The organism is Enterobacter cloacae complex sp. 2024EL-00227 (assembly GCF_043945315.1).
In the GTDB taxonomy this organism is placed as follows: Bacteria; Pseudomonadota; Gammaproteobacteria; order Enterobacterales; family Enterobacteriaceae; genus Enterobacter; species Enterobacter roggenkampii.
On record NZ_JBIMQP010000005.1, the window covers coordinates 199,601 to 214,675 of the forward strand.

The 15,075-nt window shown below is 57.1% G+C and carries 12 protein-coding genes; all 12 read left to right on the plus strand.

The window, feature by feature from the left end:
- The first annotated feature begins 10 nt into the window (after window positions 1-10).
- Window positions 11-1,777 carry a peptidoglycan glycosyltransferase FtsI gene (locus ACHH0Z_RS11430; RefSeq protein WP_008501988.1) on the plus strand — a complete coding sequence of 589 codons (1,767 nt, stop codon included), beginning with the start codon at window positions 11-13 and terminating at the stop codon, window positions 1,775-1,777.
- Complete coding sequence (gene murE, locus ACHH0Z_RS11435; protein WP_023293292.1) at window positions 1,764-3,251, plus strand: UDP-N-acetylmuramoyl-L-alanyl-D-glutamate--2,6-diaminopimelate ligase; 1,488 nt, start codon at window positions 1,764-1,766, stop codon at window positions 3,249-3,251. Before ACHH0Z_RS11430 ends, murE begins: the two co-directional genes overlap by 14 nt.
- Window positions 3,248-4,606 (plus strand): UDP-N-acetylmuramoyl-tripeptide--D-alanyl-D-alanine ligase, encoded by a 1,359-nt coding sequence (gene murF, locus ACHH0Z_RS11440; RefSeq protein ID WP_045406421.1) that lies wholly within the window; start codon window positions 3,248-3,250, stop codon window positions 4,604-4,606. Before murE ends, murF begins: the two co-directional genes overlap by 4 nt.
- Window positions 4,600-5,682 carry a phospho-N-acetylmuramoyl-pentapeptide-transferase gene (mraY, locus tag ACHH0Z_RS11445; protein ID WP_008501985.1) on the plus strand — a complete coding sequence of 361 codons (1,083 nt, stop codon included), beginning with the start codon at window positions 4,600-4,602 and terminating at the stop codon, window positions 5,680-5,682. Before murF ends, mraY begins: the two co-directional genes overlap by 7 nt.
- Window positions 5,683-5,684: 2 nt before the next feature.
- The gene (gene murD / locus ACHH0Z_RS11450; protein ID WP_045406424.1) at window positions 5,685-7,001 is read left to right on the plus strand and encodes a UDP-N-acetylmuramoyl-L-alanine--D-glutamate ligase; all 1,317 of its coding nucleotides are present in this window, start codon (window positions 5,685-5,687) and stop codon (window positions 6,999-7,001) included.
- A complete protein-coding gene (ftsW, locus tag ACHH0Z_RS11455) occupies window positions 7,001-8,245 on the plus strand; it encodes a cell division protein FtsW (RefSeq protein WP_008501983.1) in 1,245 nt (414 codons plus the stop codon). The genes murD and ftsW overlap by 1 nt, the downstream gene beginning before the upstream one ends.
- Window positions 8,242-9,306 carry an undecaprenyldiphospho-muramoylpentapeptide beta-N-acetylglucosaminyltransferase gene (gene murG / locus ACHH0Z_RS11460; protein ID WP_021240525.1) on the plus strand — a complete coding sequence of 355 codons (1,065 nt, stop codon included), beginning with the start codon at window positions 8,242-8,244 and terminating at the stop codon, window positions 9,304-9,306. The genes ftsW and murG overlap by 4 nt, the downstream gene beginning before the upstream one ends.
- Before the next feature lie 56 nt (window positions 9,307-9,362).
- A complete protein-coding gene (gene murC, locus ACHH0Z_RS11465) occupies window positions 9,363-10,838 on the plus strand; it encodes a UDP-N-acetylmuramate--L-alanine ligase (protein ID WP_023326695.1) in 1,476 nt (491 codons plus the stop codon).
- Complete coding sequence (locus tag ACHH0Z_RS11470; protein WP_023293286.1) at window positions 10,831-11,751, plus strand: D-alanine--D-alanine ligase; 921 nt, start codon at window positions 10,831-10,833, stop codon at window positions 11,749-11,751. Before murC ends, ACHH0Z_RS11470 begins: the two co-directional genes overlap by 8 nt.
- Before the next feature lies 1 nt (window position 11,752).
- Window positions 11,753-12,595: a cell division protein FtsQ gene (gene ftsQ, locus ACHH0Z_RS11475; RefSeq protein ID WP_395149533.1), complete on the plus strand. Its 843-nt coding sequence runs from the start codon at window positions 11,753-11,755 to the stop codon at window positions 12,593-12,595.
- Window positions 12,592-13,848: a cell division protein FtsA gene (ftsA, locus tag ACHH0Z_RS11480; RefSeq protein WP_006173845.1), complete on the plus strand. Its 1,257-nt coding sequence runs from the start codon at window positions 12,592-12,594 to the stop codon at window positions 13,846-13,848. The genes ftsQ and ftsA overlap by 4 nt, the downstream gene beginning before the upstream one ends.
- Window positions 13,849-13,911: 63 nt before the next feature.
- Window positions 13,912-15,063 (plus strand): cell division protein FtsZ, encoded by a 1,152-nt coding sequence (gene ftsZ, locus ACHH0Z_RS11485; protein WP_008501978.1) that lies wholly within the window; start codon window positions 13,912-13,914, stop codon window positions 15,061-15,063.
- Window positions 15,064-15,075: the final 12 nt, after the last annotated feature.

The following is a 15,075-nucleotide window of genomic DNA, read 5'->3' on the forward strand; positions in this document are numbered from 1 at the left end:
AACGCGACGCATGAAAGCAGCGGCAAAAACGCTAAAACCAAAACGTCAGGAAGAACAGGCCAACTTTATCAGTTGGCGTTTTGCGTTGCTTTGCGGCTGCATTTTACTGGCGCTGGGTTTTCTACTGGGCCGCGTGGCCTGGCTGCAAATCGTCGCCCCTGACATGCTGGTACGCCAGGGCGATATGCGCTCTCTGCGCGTTCAGGAGGTTTCCACGTCCCGCGGGATGATCACCGACCGCTCCGGTCGTCCGCTGGCGGTGAGCGTGCCGGTGAAAGCGATCTGGGCCGATCCGAAAGAGCTGCACGACGCCGGTGGCATTACCCTTGATAACCGCTGGAAAGCCCTCTCTGATGCGCTGAAAATGCCGCTGGATCAGCTGGCTTCCCGCGTTAACGCGAACCCGAAAGGACGTTTTATCTATCTGGCGCGTCAGGTTAACCCTGACATGGCGGACTACATTCGCAAACTGAAGCTGCCGGGTATTCATCTGCGTGAAGAATCCCGCCGTTACTACCCATCCGGCGAAGTAACCGCTCACCTCATTGGCTTTACCAACGTCGACAGCCAGGGGATTGAGGGCGTTGAGAAAAGCTTCGATAAGTGGCTCACCGGCCAGCCGGGCGAGCGAATCGTGCGTAAGGACCGTTACGGGCGCGTCATCGAAGATATCTCTTCCACGGACAGTCAGGCAGCGCATAACCTGGCCCTGAGTATCGACGAGCGCCTGCAGGCGCTGGTCTACCGCGAGCTGAACAACGCGGTGGCGTTCAACAAGGCGGAGTCAGGCAGCGCCGTGCTGGTGGATGTCAGCACCGGTGAAGTGCTGGCGATGGCCAACAGCCCGTCCTACAACCCGAACAACTTTACCGGCACCGCAAAAGATGCCATGCGTAACCGGGCAATTACCGACGTGTTCGAACCCGGCTCCACGGTGAAGCCGATGGTGGTGATGACCGCGCTCCAGCGCGGTATTGTCAATGAAAACACGGTCCTGAACACTGTCCCATACCGTATTAACGGCCACGAGATAAAAGACGTGGCGCGCTACAGCGAATTGACCCTGACCGGGGTGTTACAGAAGTCGAGTAACGTCGGTGTTTCAAAGCTGGCGTTAGCGATGCCGTCCTCAGCGTTAGTAGAGACTTACTCACGTTTTGGACTGGGAAAGGCGACCAATTTGGGGTTGGTCGGAGAACGCAGTGGCTTATATCCTCAAAAACAACGGTGGTCTGACATAGAGAGGGCCACCTTCTCTTTCGGCTACGGGCTAATGGTAACCCCGTTACAGTTAGCGCGAGTCTACGCAACGATTGGCAGCTATGGCGTCTATCGCCCGCTGTCGATTACCAAAGTTGATCCACCGGTCCCGGGCGAGCGTATCTTCCCGGAATCCATCGTTCGTACCGTGGTGCACATGATGGAAAGCGTGGCGCTGCCGGGCGGCGGCGGCGTGAAGGCGGCGATTAAAGGCTATCGTATCGCCATTAAAACCGGTACAGCGAAAAAAGTGGGGCCAGACGGCCGCTACATCAACAAATACATTGCCTATACCGCAGGCGTTGCGCCTGCAAGCAATCCGCGTTTTGCGCTGGTGGTCGTGATAAACGATCCACAGGCGGGTAAATACTACGGCGGCGCCGTCTCCGCGCCTGTGTTCGGGGCCATCATGGGCGGCGTGTTACGCACCATGAACATTGAACCGGATGCGCTGGCGACGGGCGAAAAAAGTGAATTTGTAATTAATCAAGGCGAGGGTACAGGTGGCAGATCGTAATTTGCGCGACCTTCTCGCTCCGTGGGTGCCAAATGCACCGGAGCGAGCACTGCGAGAGATGGTTCTGGACAGCCGCGTAGCGGCTTCTGGCGATCTTTTTGTGGCGGTGGTCGGTCATCAGGCGGACGGGCGTCGTTATATCCCGCAGGCGATTGCGCAAGGTGTGGCTGCCATTATTGCTGAGGCCAAAGATGAGGCAACCGACGGTGAGATCCGTGAAATGCACGGCGTGCCGGTCATCTATCTCAGCCAGTTAAACGAACGTCTTTCCGCACTGGCGGGACGTTTTTATCACGAACCTTCCGACCAGCTGCGCCTGGTTGGCGTAACGGGTACGAACGGAAAAACCACCACCACGCAGCTGATGGCGCAGTGGGCTCAGCTGCTGGGTGAAACCGGTGCGGTGATGGGAACCGTAGGTAACGGTCTGCTGGGCAAAGTGAGCCCGACGGAAAACACCACCGGCTCGGCGGTTGACGTACAGCACGTGCTTGCCGGTCTGGCAGGGCAGGGCGCAACCTTCGCCGCGATGGAGGTCTCTTCGCACGGTTTGGTACAGCACCGCGTCGCGGCGCTGAAATTTGCTGCATCCGTGTTTACCAACCTGAGCCGCGACCATCTTGATTATCATGGCGATATGGAGCACTACGAAGCCGCGAAATGGCTGCTGTTCTCTACTCACCATTACGGTCAGGCCATCATCAACGCCGACGACGAAGTGGGCCGCCGCTGGCTGGCGAAGCTGCCGGATGCGGTTGCCGTCTCGATGGAAGACCATATCAATCCGAACTGCCACGGCCGCTGGCTGAAGGCGGTTGAGGTGAATTATCACGACAGCGGGGCGACCATCCGCTTTGCCTCTTCCTGGGGGGAAGGCGAAATTGAAAGCCGCCTGATGGGGGCGTTTAACGTCAGCAACCTGCTGCTGGCCCTGGCAACGCTGCTGGCGCTGGGTTACCCGATGGCTGAACTGCTGAAAACCGCCGCGCGACTGCAGCCGGTTTGTGGCCGTATGGAAGTATTTAGCGCGCCGGGTAAGCCGACCGTTGTGGTTGATTATGCCCACACGCCGGATGCGCTGGAAAAAGCGCTGGAAGCGGCGCGCCTGCACTGTACCGGTAAGCTCTGGTGCGTGTTTGGCTGCGGCGGCGATCGCGACAAAGGCAAACGCCCGCTAATGGGGGCGATTGCGGAACAGTTCGCGGATATTCCGGTTGTCACCGATGACAACCCGCGTACGGAAGAGCCGCGCGCCATCATTAATGACATTCTGGCGGGTATGCTGGACGCAGGCCACGCGCGCGTCGTGGAAGGCCGTGCTGAAGCCGTGACAAACGCCATCATGCAGGCACAGGAGAATGATGTTGTTCTGCTGGCGGGCAAAGGCCATGAAGATTATCAGATCGTTGGCAATCGCCGTCTGGACTACTCGGATCGCGTAACGGCAGCTCGCCTGCTGGGAGTTGTCGCATGATTAGCCTCTCCTTAAGCCAGGCCGCAGAAGTACTGCACGGCGACCTGCACGGGCAAGACCTGACCATCGATGCCGTGACGACGGACACCCGTAAAGTCACCGCAGGCTGTCTCTTTGTGGCGCTGAAAGGCGAGCGTTTTGACGCGCATGATTTTGCCGAGCAGGCCAAAGAGAACGGCGCCGGTGCGCTGCTGGTCAGCCGCAAGCTTGATATCGATCTGCCGCAGGTTGTGGTGAAAGATACACGTCTCGCGTTCGGTGAGCTGGCTGCCTGGGTTCGTCAGCAGGTGCCGGCTCGCGTCGTCGCGCTGACAGGGTCATCAGGCAAAACGTCAGTGAAAGAGATGACGGCGGCGATCCTCAGCCAGTGCGGCAATACGCTTTATACCGCGGGCAACCTCAATAATGACATCGGCGTGCCGATGACATTGCTTCGCCTGACCAAAGAGCATGACTATGCGGTGATCGAGTTAGGCGCAAACCACCAGGGTGAAATCGCCTGGACCGTGAGCCTGACTCGCCCGGAAGCGGCGCTGGTGAATAACCTCGCGGCTGCGCACCTGGAAGGTTTTGGCTCGCTGGAAGGCGTGGCGAAAGCGAAAGGTGAAATTTACACCGGCCTGCCGGATAACGGTATTGCCATTCTGAACGCCGATAACAACGACTGGCTTAACTGGCAGAGCATCATTGGTGCGCGTAAAACCTGGCGCTTCTCACCAAATGCGGCCAACAGTGATTTTACGGCGACCAATATCCATGTGACGTCGCACGGCACCGAGTTCACCCTCACTACCCCAACGGGTGGCGTGGAGGTGCTGCTGCCGCTGCCGGGTCGCCATAACATCGCCAATGCCCTTGCGGCGGCTGCGCTGGCAACGGCGGTGGGCGCTTCACATGAGGCAATCAAAGCCGGGCTGGCGAACCTGAAAGCCGTACCGGGACGCCTGTTCCCGATTCAGCTTTCGGAAAACAAGCTGCTGCTGGATGACTCCTACAACGCGAATGTTGGCTCGATGACGGCGGCGGTGCAGGTGTTATCTGAAATGCCGGGCTACCGCATCATGGTGGTTGGCGACATGGCAGAACTGGGCGACGAAAGCGAAGCCTGTCATACCCAGGTCGGTGAAGCGGCGAAAGCGGCGGGGCTGGACTGTGTACTGAGCACAGGAAAATTGAGCCAGGCGATTAGCCAGGCCAGCGGCGTTGGCGAGCATTTTGCCGATAAAGCCGCGTTGATTGAGCGCCTTAAGGCATTAATGACAGAAAAACAAATTGTGACAGTGTTAGTGAAAGGTTCACGTAGTGCCGCCATGGAAGAGGTTGTGCACGCATTACAGGAGAACGGGACATGTTAGTTTGGCTGGCCGAACATTTGGTCAAATATTACTCAGGCTTTAACGTCTTTTCGTATCTGACGTTTCGCGCCATCGTCAGCCTGCTGACTGCGCTGTTCATCTCGTTGTGGATGGGCCCGCGCATGATTGCCCGTCTGCAAAAGCTCTCTTTCGGCCAGGTTGTGCGTAATGACGGCCCGGAATCGCACTTCAGCAAGCGCGGTACGCCGACCATGGGCGGGATCATGATCCTGACTGCCATCGTCGTTTCCGTGCTGTTGTGGGCGTACCCGTCCAACCCGTACGTCTGGTGTGTGCTGACGGTACTGGTGGGTTACGGGATCATCGGTTTCGTCGATGATTACCGCAAAGTCGTCCGCAAAGATACCAAAGGCCTGATTGCCCGCTGGAAGTATTTCTGGATGTCGGTGATCGCGCTGGGCGTGGCCTTCGCACTGTATCTTGCCGGGAAAGACACGCCAGCGACCGAGCTGGTCGTGCCGTTCTTTAAAGACGTAATGCCGCAACTGGGTCTGTTCTACATTCTGCTGGCGTACTTTGTGATTGTCGGCACCGGTAACGCCGTTAACCTGACCGACGGTCTGGATGGCCTGGCAATCATGCCTACCGTCTTCGTGGCGGCCGGTTTTGCGCTGGTGGCGTGGGCGACCGGTAACATGAACTTTGCGAACTACCTGCACATCCCTTATCTGCGTCATGCGGGTGAACTGGTGATCGTCTGTACGGCGATTGTCGGCGCGGGTCTTGGCTTCCTGTGGTTCAACACCTATCCGGCTCAGGTCTTTATGGGTGACGTCGGTTCACTGGCTTTGGGCGGCGCGCTGGGCATTATTGCCGTGCTGCTGCGCCAGGAGTTCCTGCTGGTGATCATGGGCGGCGTGTTTGTGGTTGAGACGCTGTCGGTGATTTTGCAGGTCGGCTCCTTCAAGCTGCGCGGTCAGCGCATCTTCCGTATGGCGCCGATTCACCACCACTATGAACTGAAAGGCTGGCCGGAGCCGCGTGTCATTGTGCGCTTCTGGATTATTTCGCTGATGCTGGTGCTGATTGGCCTGGCAACGCTGAAGGTACGTTAATCATGGCAGATTACCAGGGCAAAAAAGTCGTTATCATCGGGTTAGGCCTTACGGGGCTTTCCTGCGTGGACTTTTTCCTCGCGCGTGGCGTGACGCCGCGCGTGATGGATACGCGTGTCTCTCCGCCGGGTCTGGACAAGCTGCCGGAACAGGTTGAACGCCACCTGGGTGGTCTGAATGATGACTGGCTGCTGGCAGCCGATCTGATTGTCGCCAGCCCGGGTATGGCGCTGGCGCATCCTTCACTGAGCGCTGCCGCAGATGCGGGCGTTGAGATTGTTGGCGATATCGAGCTGTTCTGCCGCGAAGCGCAGGCTCCCGTTATCGCGATTACCGGTTCTAACGGTAAAAGCACCGTCACCACCCTGGTGGGGGAAATGGCGAAAGCGGCGGGCATGAACGTCGGCGTTGGCGGTAACATTGGTTTGCCAGCTCTGATGCTGCTGGACAAAGGCTGTGAACTGTATGTTCTCGAGCTTTCCAGCTTCCAGCTGGAAACGACCTCCAGCCTGCATGCTGCCGCTGCGACGATCCTCAACGTGACTGAAGATCACATGGACAGATATCCCTTTGGTCTGCAGCAGTACCGTGCCGCCAAGCTGCGCGTTTATGAGAATGCCAAAGTCTGCGTGGTGAACGCCGATGACGCGCTGACCATGCCGGTGCGTGGCGCAGACGACCGCTGCATCAGTTTTGGCATCACCATGGGTGATTATCATCTGAACCGCCAGCTGGGCGAAACCTGGCTGCGCGTGAAAGGTGAGAAAGTGCTGAACGTGAAAGAGATGAAGCTCTCTGGGCAGCACAACTATACCAATGCGCTGGCGGCGCTGGCGCTGGCGGACGCAGTGGGGCTGCCGCGCTCCTCGAGTCTGAAAGCGTTAACCACGTTTTCTGGCCTGGCGCACCGTTTCCAGCTGGCGCTGGAGCACAACGGCGTGCGCTGGATCAACGACTCCAAAGCCACCAACGTGGGCAGCACGGAGGCCGCGCTGAACGGGCTGCACGTTGACGGTACCCTGCATCTGCTGCTGGGTGGCGACGGTAAGTCAGCTGATTTCTCGTCCCTGAAGCCGTATCTCTCCGGCGATAACATCCGTCTCTACTGCTTCGGCCGTGACGGCAGCGAGCTGGCTGAACTGCGCCCTGAGATCGCCGAGCAAACCGAAACCATGGAACAGGCGATGCGGCTGATTGCCCCTCGCGTGAAGCCGGGTGATATGGTGCTGCTCTCTCCGGCCTGTGCCAGTCTCGATCAATTCAAGAATTTCGAACAGCGTGGTGATGTCTTTACCCGCCTGGCGAAGGAGTTAGGCTGATGCGTTTATCTCTCCCTCGCCTGAAAATGCCGCGCCTGCCAGGATTTGGGATCCTGGTGTGGTTGTTTGCGGCGCTCAAAGGCTGGGTGATGGGCTCTCGTCAAAAAGATAACGACAGCCTGATCATGTACGACCGCACGCTGTTCTGGCTCACAATGGGGCTCGCGGCGGTCGGCTTTATTATGGTGACGTCAGCGTCAATGCCCGTCGGGCAGCGTCTGGCGAACGATCCTTTCCTGTTTGCCAAACGTGATGGTCTGTACATCATCCTGGCATTCTGCCTGGCGCTGGTGACCTTGCGTCTACCGATGGAGTTCTGGCAGCGGCACAGTACGGCGATGCTGATCGCCTCGATCATTATGCTGCTGATCGTTCTGGTGGTGGGGAGTTCCGTAAACGGGGCATCACGCTGGATCGCCTTTGGCCCGCTGCGTATTCAGCCTGCGGAATTTACCAAGCTCTCCCTGTTCTGCTACCTGGCGAACTACCTGGTGCGTAAAGTAGATGAAGTGCGTAACAACCTGCGCGGCTTCTTAAAACCGATGGGCGTGATTCTGGTGCTGGCGGTCTTACTGCTGGCGCAGCCTGACCTCGGTACCGTGGTGGTACTGTTTGTCACCACGCTGGCCATGCTGTTCCTGGCGGGCGCGAAGCTGTGGCAGTTCATCGCCATCATTGGGATGGGGATTTCAGCGGTTGTGCTGCTGATCCTCGCCGAGCCTTACCGTATTCGCCGCGTGACCTCTTTCTGGAACCCGTGGGAAGACCCGTTCGGCAGCGGTTATCAGCTGACGCAGTCACTCATGGCCTTTGGTCGTGGTGAGCTCTGGGGACAGGGACTGGGTAACTCGGTACAGAAACTGGAGTATTTACCGGAAGCGCATACTGACTTTATCTTCTCCATTATTGCGGAAGAACTGGGTTATATCGGTGTGGTATTAGCGCTATTAATGGTATTCTTCGTCGCTTTCCGCGCCATGTCCATCGGCCGGAAAGCGCTGGAGATCGATCACCGTTTCTCAGGCTTCCTGGCCTGCTCAATTGGTATCTGGTTTAGTTTCCAGGCATTGGTTAACGTCGGGGCCGCAGCGGGTATGCTGCCGACCAAAGGTCTGACGTTGCCGTTGATCAGTTATGGTGGTTCCAGTCTGTTGATTATGTCGACGGCCATCATGCTGTTGTTGCGCATAGATTATGAAACGCGTCTGGAAAAAGCCCAGGCGTTTACACGAGGTTCACGATGAATCAACCGAAGCGGTTAATGGTGATGGCAGGCGGTACCGGCGGACATGTGTTCCCGGGACTGGCGGTTGCGCACCATTTAATGGATCAGGGCTGGCAGGTACGCTGGCTGGGAACCGCAGACCGCATGGAGGCCGACCTGGTACCGAAACACGGTATTGAGATCGACTTTATTCGTATTTCCGGCCTGCGCGGCAAAGGCCTCAAGGCAATGCTGCTGGCTCCGGTGCGCATTTTTAACGCCTGGCGTCAGGCGCGCACCATTATGAAGCGCTTTAAGCCCGATGTGGTGCTGGGCATGGGCGGCTATGTCTCGGGTCCGGGCGGGCTGGCAGCGTGGTCGTTAGGTATTCCCGTCGTCCTGCATGAGCAGAACGGTATTGCCGGTCTGACCAACAAATGGCTGGCGAAAATCGCCACCAAAGTCATGCAGGCGTTTCCCGGCGCGTTCCCGAAAGCGGACGTGGTAGGTAACCCGGTCCGTGTGGACGTGCTGGCGCTGCCGTTGCCGGACGCTCGCCTGGCGGGCCGTGAAGGGCCGGTTCGTGTGCTGGTCGTCGGTGGCTCTCAGGGGGCACGCATTTTAAACCAGACGATGCCGCAGGTTGCTGCAAAGCTGGGGGATGCCGTCACCATCTGGCACCAGAGCGGAAAAGGCGCTCAGCAGACCGTTGAGCAGGCTTACGCCGAGGCGGGGCAGCCGCAGCATAACGTGACGGAATTTATCGACGACATGGCGGCAGCGTATGCCTGGGCCGATGTCGTGGTCTGTCGTTCTGGCGCCTTAACGGTAAGCGAAATCGCTGCTGCAGGTCTGCCAGCCCTGTTTGTGCCTTTCCAGCACAAAGACAGACAGCAGTACTGGAATGCCCTGCCGCTTGAGAAAGCCGGTGCGGCGAAAATTTTTGAGCAGCCACAATTTACCGCCGACGCGGTCGCCACCACCCTGGCGGGCTGGAACAGAGACGTATTGCTTGAGATGGCTGAACGCGCGCGCGCGGCGGCTATCCCTGATGCGACGGAACGGGTGGCAAAAGAAGTGAGCCTGGCAGCCCAGGCTTAACCCTCGCAGCGCGTGAAGCGCGGCACGAATTTTAAGTAGTCGATGGCGTTTAGAGAATGAATACACAACAACTGGCAAAACTGCGTTCAATCGTGCCCGAGATGCGTCGCGTCCGGCACATTCACTTTGTTGGCATCGGTGGTGCTGGCATGGGCGGTATTGCCGAAGTGTTAGCTAACGAAGGCTATCAGATCAGTGGGTCTGACCTGGCGCCAAACCCTGTAACGCAGCAGCTGGCGTCGCTTGGGGCGACTATCTATTTCAACCATCGCCCGGAAAACGTGCGCGATGCGAGCGTGGTGGTGGTATCGAGCGCCATCTCCTCTGACAACCCGGAAATCGTTGCCGCGCATGACGCGCGCATTCCGGTGATCCGCCGTGCCGAAATGCTGGCGGAGCTGATGCGCTTCCGCCACGGCATCGCGATTGCCGGGACCCACGGTAAAACCACGACCACGGCGATGGTTTCCAGTATTTATGCAGAAGCGGGTCTCGACCCGACGTTCGTCAACGGCGGCCTGGTCAAAGCCGCGGGCGTACATGCGCGTCTGGGCCACAGTCGTTATCTGATTGCTGAAGCGGACGAGAGCGACGCGTCGTTCCTGCACCTGCAGCCGATGGTGGCGATTGTCACCAACATCGAAGCTGACCATATGGATACCTACCAGGGTGACTTCGAGAACTTAAAGCAGACCTTTATCAACTTCCTGCACAACCTGCCGTTCTACGGGCGCGCGGTGATGTGCGTGGACGATCCGGTGATCCGCGAGTTGCTGCCGCGCGTGGGTCGTCAAATCACCACCTACGGCTTCAGCGAAGACGCTGACGTCCGCGTGGAAGAGTACAAACAGATTGGCGCGCAGGGACACTTCACGCTGGCGCGTCAGGACAAAGAGCTGCTGCACGTGACGCTGAATGCGCCAGGGCGCCATAACGCGCTCAATGCCGCAGCGGCAGTGGCCGTCGCGACGGAAGAAGGCATTGATGATGATGCGATTCTGCGCGCACTGGAAAGCTTCCAGGGCACCGGACGTCGTTTCGATTTCCTCGGTGAATTCCCGCTGGATGCCGTGAACGGTAAAGCCGGTACGGCGATGCTGGTGGACGACTATGGCCACCATCCGACCGAAGTGGACGCCACCATTAAAGCCGCTCGTGCAGGCTGGCCAGACAAAAATCTGGTGATGGTGTTCCAGCCGCACCGCTTCACGCGTACGCGCGATCTGTATGACGATTTCGCCAGCGTCCTGTCACAGGTAGACACCCTGTTAATGCTGGATGTGTACGCCGCAGGCGAGACGCCGATTCCTGGTGCAGACAGTCGTTCTCTGTGTCGCACCATTCGTGGACGCGGTAAAGTTGACCCTATTCTGGTTTCTGACCCTGCGCAGGTGGCGGAAATTCTGGCACCGGTCCTGACAGGTAACGATCTGATTCTGATTCAGGGCGCGGGAAATATCGGCAAAATCGCCCGTACCTTAGCTGAAATCAAACTGAAGCCGCAAAACCAGGAGGATGAGCATCATGGCTGATAAGATTGCTGTCCTGTCTGGCGGCACCTCCGCCGAGCGCGAGGTTTCCCTGAATTCAGGCGCCGCTGTACTGGCGGGCCTGCGTGAAGGTGGCGTCAATGCGCACCTGGTCGATCCAAAAGAGGTCGACGTGACGCAGTTAAAAGCCATGGGCTTCGATAAAGTCTTTATCGCTTTACACGGTCGTGGCGGCGAAGACGGCACCCTGCAGGGGCTTCTGGATCTGATCGGTCTGCCGTACACCGGCAGCGGCGTGATGGCGTCTGCTATCTCTATGGATAAACTGCGCAGCAAGCTGCTGTGGCAGGGCGCAGGTTTACCTGTTGCGCCATGGGTGGCACTGACGCGTCGCGAATTTGAATTGGGCCTGCCGGATAGCGTTAATGCACGCATTGCTGAACTGGGCTTACCGGTTATTGTAAAGCCCAGCCGGGAAGGCTCCAGCGTGGGAATGTCCAAAGTCGACAAAGCTGACGATTTAGCGTCCGCTTTAGCGCTGGCATTTCAACATGATGATGAAGTTCTGATAGAAAAATGGCTTAGCGGGCCGGAATTTACCGTCGCGATGCTTGGCGAAGAAATTTTACCGTCAATCCGTATCCAACCCGCCGGAGTCTTCTATGATTATGAGGCGAAGTATCTCTCTGATGAGACGCAATATTTCTGCCCAAGTGGTCTTGAAGCTGAGCGTGAAGCCGATTTACAGTCCCTGGTGCTTAAAGCCTGGCATGTTCTGGGTTGCCAGGGCTGGGGACGCATCGATGTGATGCAGGACAAAGATGGACAATTTTATCTGCTGGAAGCCAACACCTCTCCGGGTATGACGAGCCACAGCCTTGTGCCGATGGCTGCGCGTCAGGCGGGGATGAGCTTCTCGCAGTTAGTCGTACGCATTCTGGACCAGGCGGGCTGATATGTCTCAGGCTGCATTGAACACGCGCAACCGCGATGACGAGGAAGAATACATCTCTTCACGCCGCAGTAATGGAACGCGTCTTGCAGGCATCATTTTCCTGCTCGGGGTGCTGTGCACCGTGTTTATCAGCGGCTGGATGGTCCTGGGCTGGATGGAAGATGCGCAGCGGTTGCCGCTTTCTAAGCTGGTGGTCACCGGTGAGCGTCACTACACGCGTAACGACGATATTCGCCAGTCAATACTGGCGCTGGGTTCGCCTGGCACCTTTATGACGCAGGACGTCAATATTATCCAGAGCCAGATTGAACGTCTGCCATGGATAAAACAGGCGAGCGTAAGAAAGCAATGGCCTGATGAATTGAAGATTCATCTGGTTGAATATGTGCCCATTGCGCGTTGGAATGATCAGCACATGGTAGACGTCGACGGAAATTCCTTCAGCGTCCCGACCGATCGTGTCAACAAGCAGAATTTACCGATGTTGTATGGCCCTGAAGGCAGCGAAAACGAGGTGTTACAGGGTTTTCGTGAAATGGGCCAGGTGCTGGCGAAGGACAGGTTTACGTTAAAAGATGCTGCAATGACGGCGCGCCGCTCCTGGCAGCTTACGTTAACGAACGGCATTAAGCTCAACCTGGGACGCGGGGACACCATGAAGCGTCTGGCGCGTTTTGTCGAACTTTACCCGGTTTTACAGCAGCAGGCACAGACTGACGGCAAACGGATAAGCTACGTTGATTTGCGCTATGACTCAGGCGCAGCAGTCGGTTGGGTACCGGCTCCGGTCGAGGAACCTAATCAGCAACAGAATCAGGCACAGGTACAGGCAGAACAACAATGATCAAGGCGACGGACAGAAAACTGGTAGTTGGACTGGAGATTGGCACCGCGAAGGTTGCCGCTTTAGTAGGGGAAGTTCTGCCCGACGGTATGGTCAATATCATTGGCGTGGGCAGTTGCCCGTCACGTGGTATGGATAAAGGTGGGGTAAACGATCTTGAATCGGTGGTGAAATGCGTCCAGCGCGCCATCGATCAGGCTGAATTGATGGCAGATTGCCAGATTTCTTCTGTCTATCTTGCCCTTTCTGGTAAGCACATTAGCTGCCAGAACGAAATCGGTATGGTGCCGATTTCCGAAGAGGAAGTGACGCAGGAAGACGTTGAAAACGTTGTGCATACGGCGAAGTCCGTGCGTGTTCGCGATGAGCATCGCGTATTGCACGTGATCCCGCAGGAATATGCGATTGACTACCAGGAAGGGATCAAAAACCCTGTTGGTCTGTCAGGCGTTCGTATGCAGGCAAAAGTGCACCTGATCACATGTCACAACGATATGGCGAAGAACATTGTAAAAGCCGTTGAACGTTGTGGCCTGAAAGTTGACCAACTTATTTTCGCCGGTCTGGCGGCAAGTTATTCCGTACTGACCGAAGATGAACGTGAACTGGGTGTCTGTGTGGTCGATATTGGTGGTGGTACAATGGACATGGCCGTGTATACCGGCGGTGCGCTGCGCCACACCAAAGTGATCCCGTACGCAGGGAACGTCGTGACCAGCGATATTGCTTACGCTTTTGGTACGCCACCGAGCGATGCAGAAGCGATTAAAGTGCGCCACGGCTGTGCGCTGGGTTCTATCGTTGGCAAAGATGAGAGCGTTGAAGTGCCAAGCGTCGGTGGTCGTCCACCGCGCAGCCTGCAGCGCCAAACGTTGGCAGAGGTGATCGAACCGCGCTATACCGAGCTGCTCAACCTGGTCAACGAAGAAATTTTACAGTTACAGGAACAGCTTCGTCAGCAGGGTGTTAAACATCATCTTGCGGCGGGGATTGTATTAACCGGCGGTGCAGCGCAAATTGAAGGTCTTGCGGCCTGTGCGCAGCGCGTCTTCCATACGCAGGTACGTATTGGGGCGCCGCTGAATATCACCGGTTTAACGGATTATGCTCAGGAGCCGTATTATTCAACGGCTGTGGGCCTGCTCCACTACGGGAAGGAATCTCATCTCAGTGGTGAAGCGGAAGTGGAAAAACGCGTCTCAGTGGGGTCGTGGGTCAAACGACTGAACAACTGGTTGCGAAAAGAGTTTTAATTTTTTTAAGAGACCGGAGAGAATTAGCGGTCTCGGGCGACAGGCACAACGGAGAGAGAAATTATGTTTGAACCTATGGAACTGACCAACGACGCGGTGATTAAAGTCATCGGCGTCGGTGGCGGCGGCGGTAACGCCGTAGAGCATATGGTGCGTGAACGCATTGAAGGTGTTGAATTCTTCGCGGTTAACACCGATGCGCAGGCACTGCGTAAGACGGCGGTAGGCCAGACTATCCAGATCGGCGGTGGTATCACCAAAGGGCTGGGAGCTGGGGCTAACCCGGAAGTGGGTCGCAATGCGGCTGAAGAAGATCGTGAAGCCCTGCGCGCTGCACTGGAAGGTGCGGACATGGTCTTCATCGCAGCAGGTATGGGGGGCGGTACCGGTACCGGCGCAGCACCTGTTGTCGCTGAAGTAGCTAAAGATTTAGGTATCCTGACCGTTGCTGTCGTGACCAAGCCTTTCAATTTTGAAGGCAAGAAGCGTATGGCCTTCGCGGAGCAGGGTATCACCGAGCTGTCCAAGCATGTGGACTCGCTGATCACCATCCCGAACGACAAACTGTTGAAAGTTCTGGGTCGTGGTATCTCCCTGCTTGACGCCTTCGGCGCAGCAAACGACGTGCTGAAAGGCGCGGTTCAGGGTATCGCTGAACTGATTACCCGTCCTGGCCTGATGAACGTTGACTTTGCAGACGTTCGCACCGTGATGTCTGAAATGGGCTACGCGATGATGGGCTCTGGCGTGGCGAGCGGCGAAGACCGTGCAGAAGAAGCGGCTGAAATGGCTATCTCTTCTCCACTGCTGGAAGATATCGACCTGTCTGGTGCGCGCGGCGTGCTGGTCAACATTACCGCTGGCTTTGACCTGCGTCTGGATGAGTTCGAAACCGTGGGTAACACCATCCGTGCGTTCGCCTCTGACAACGCTACCGTGGTAATCGGTACTTCACTTGACCCTGAAATGAACGACGAGCTGCGTGTTACCGTTGTGGCAACCGGTATCGGTATGGACAAGCGTCCTGAGATCACCTTAGTGACTAACAAGCAGACTCAGCAACCGGTAATGGATCGTTACCAGCAGCACGGTATGTCTCCGCTGACTCAGGAGCAGAAACCGGCCGCGAAAGTGGTGAACGACCCAACGCCGCAAACGGCGAAAGAGCCAGATTATCTGGATATCCCGGCGTTCCTGCGTAAGCAAGCTGATTAAGAATTGGCTGGA

Bases quoted from the DNA above. Each gene is read 5' to 3' on its own strand.
- ftsZ (WP_008501978.1), top strand. From the start codon at position 13,912: ATGTTTGAACCTATGGAACTGACCAACGACGCGGTGATTAAAGTCATC.
- murF (WP_045406421.1), top strand. From the start codon at position 3,248: ATGATTAGCCTCTCCTTAAGCCAGGCCGCAGAAGTACTGCACGGCGAC.
- ftsA (WP_006173845.1), top strand. From the start codon at position 12,592: ATGATCAAGGCGACGGACAGAAAACTGGTAGTTGGACTGGAGATTGGC.
- mraY (WP_008501985.1), top strand. From the start codon at position 4,600: ATGTTAGTTTGGCTGGCCGAACATTTGGTCAAATATTACTCAGGCTTT.
- ACHH0Z_RS11470 (WP_023293286.1), top strand. From the start codon at position 10,831: ATGGCTGATAAGATTGCTGTCCTGTCTGGCGGCACCTCCGCCGAGCGC.
- ACHH0Z_RS11430 (WP_008501988.1), top strand. From the start codon at position 11: ATGAAAGCAGCGGCAAAAACGCTAAAACCAAAACGTCAGGAAGAACAG.
- murD (WP_045406424.1), top strand. From the start codon at position 5,685: ATGGCAGATTACCAGGGCAAAAAAGTCGTTATCATCGGGTTAGGCCTT.
- ftsW (WP_008501983.1), top strand. From the start codon at position 7,001: ATGCGTTTATCTCTCCCTCGCCTGAAAATGCCGCGCCTGCCAGGATTT.
- murC (WP_023326695.1), top strand. From the start codon at position 9,363: ATGAATACACAACAACTGGCAAAACTGCGTTCAATCGTGCCCGAGATG.
- ftsQ (WP_395149533.1), top strand. From the start codon at position 11,753: ATGTCTCAGGCTGCATTGAACACGCGCAACCGCGATGACGAGGAAGAA.
- murG (WP_021240525.1), top strand. From the start codon at position 8,242: ATGAATCAACCGAAGCGGTTAATGGTGATGGCAGGCGGTACCGGCGGA.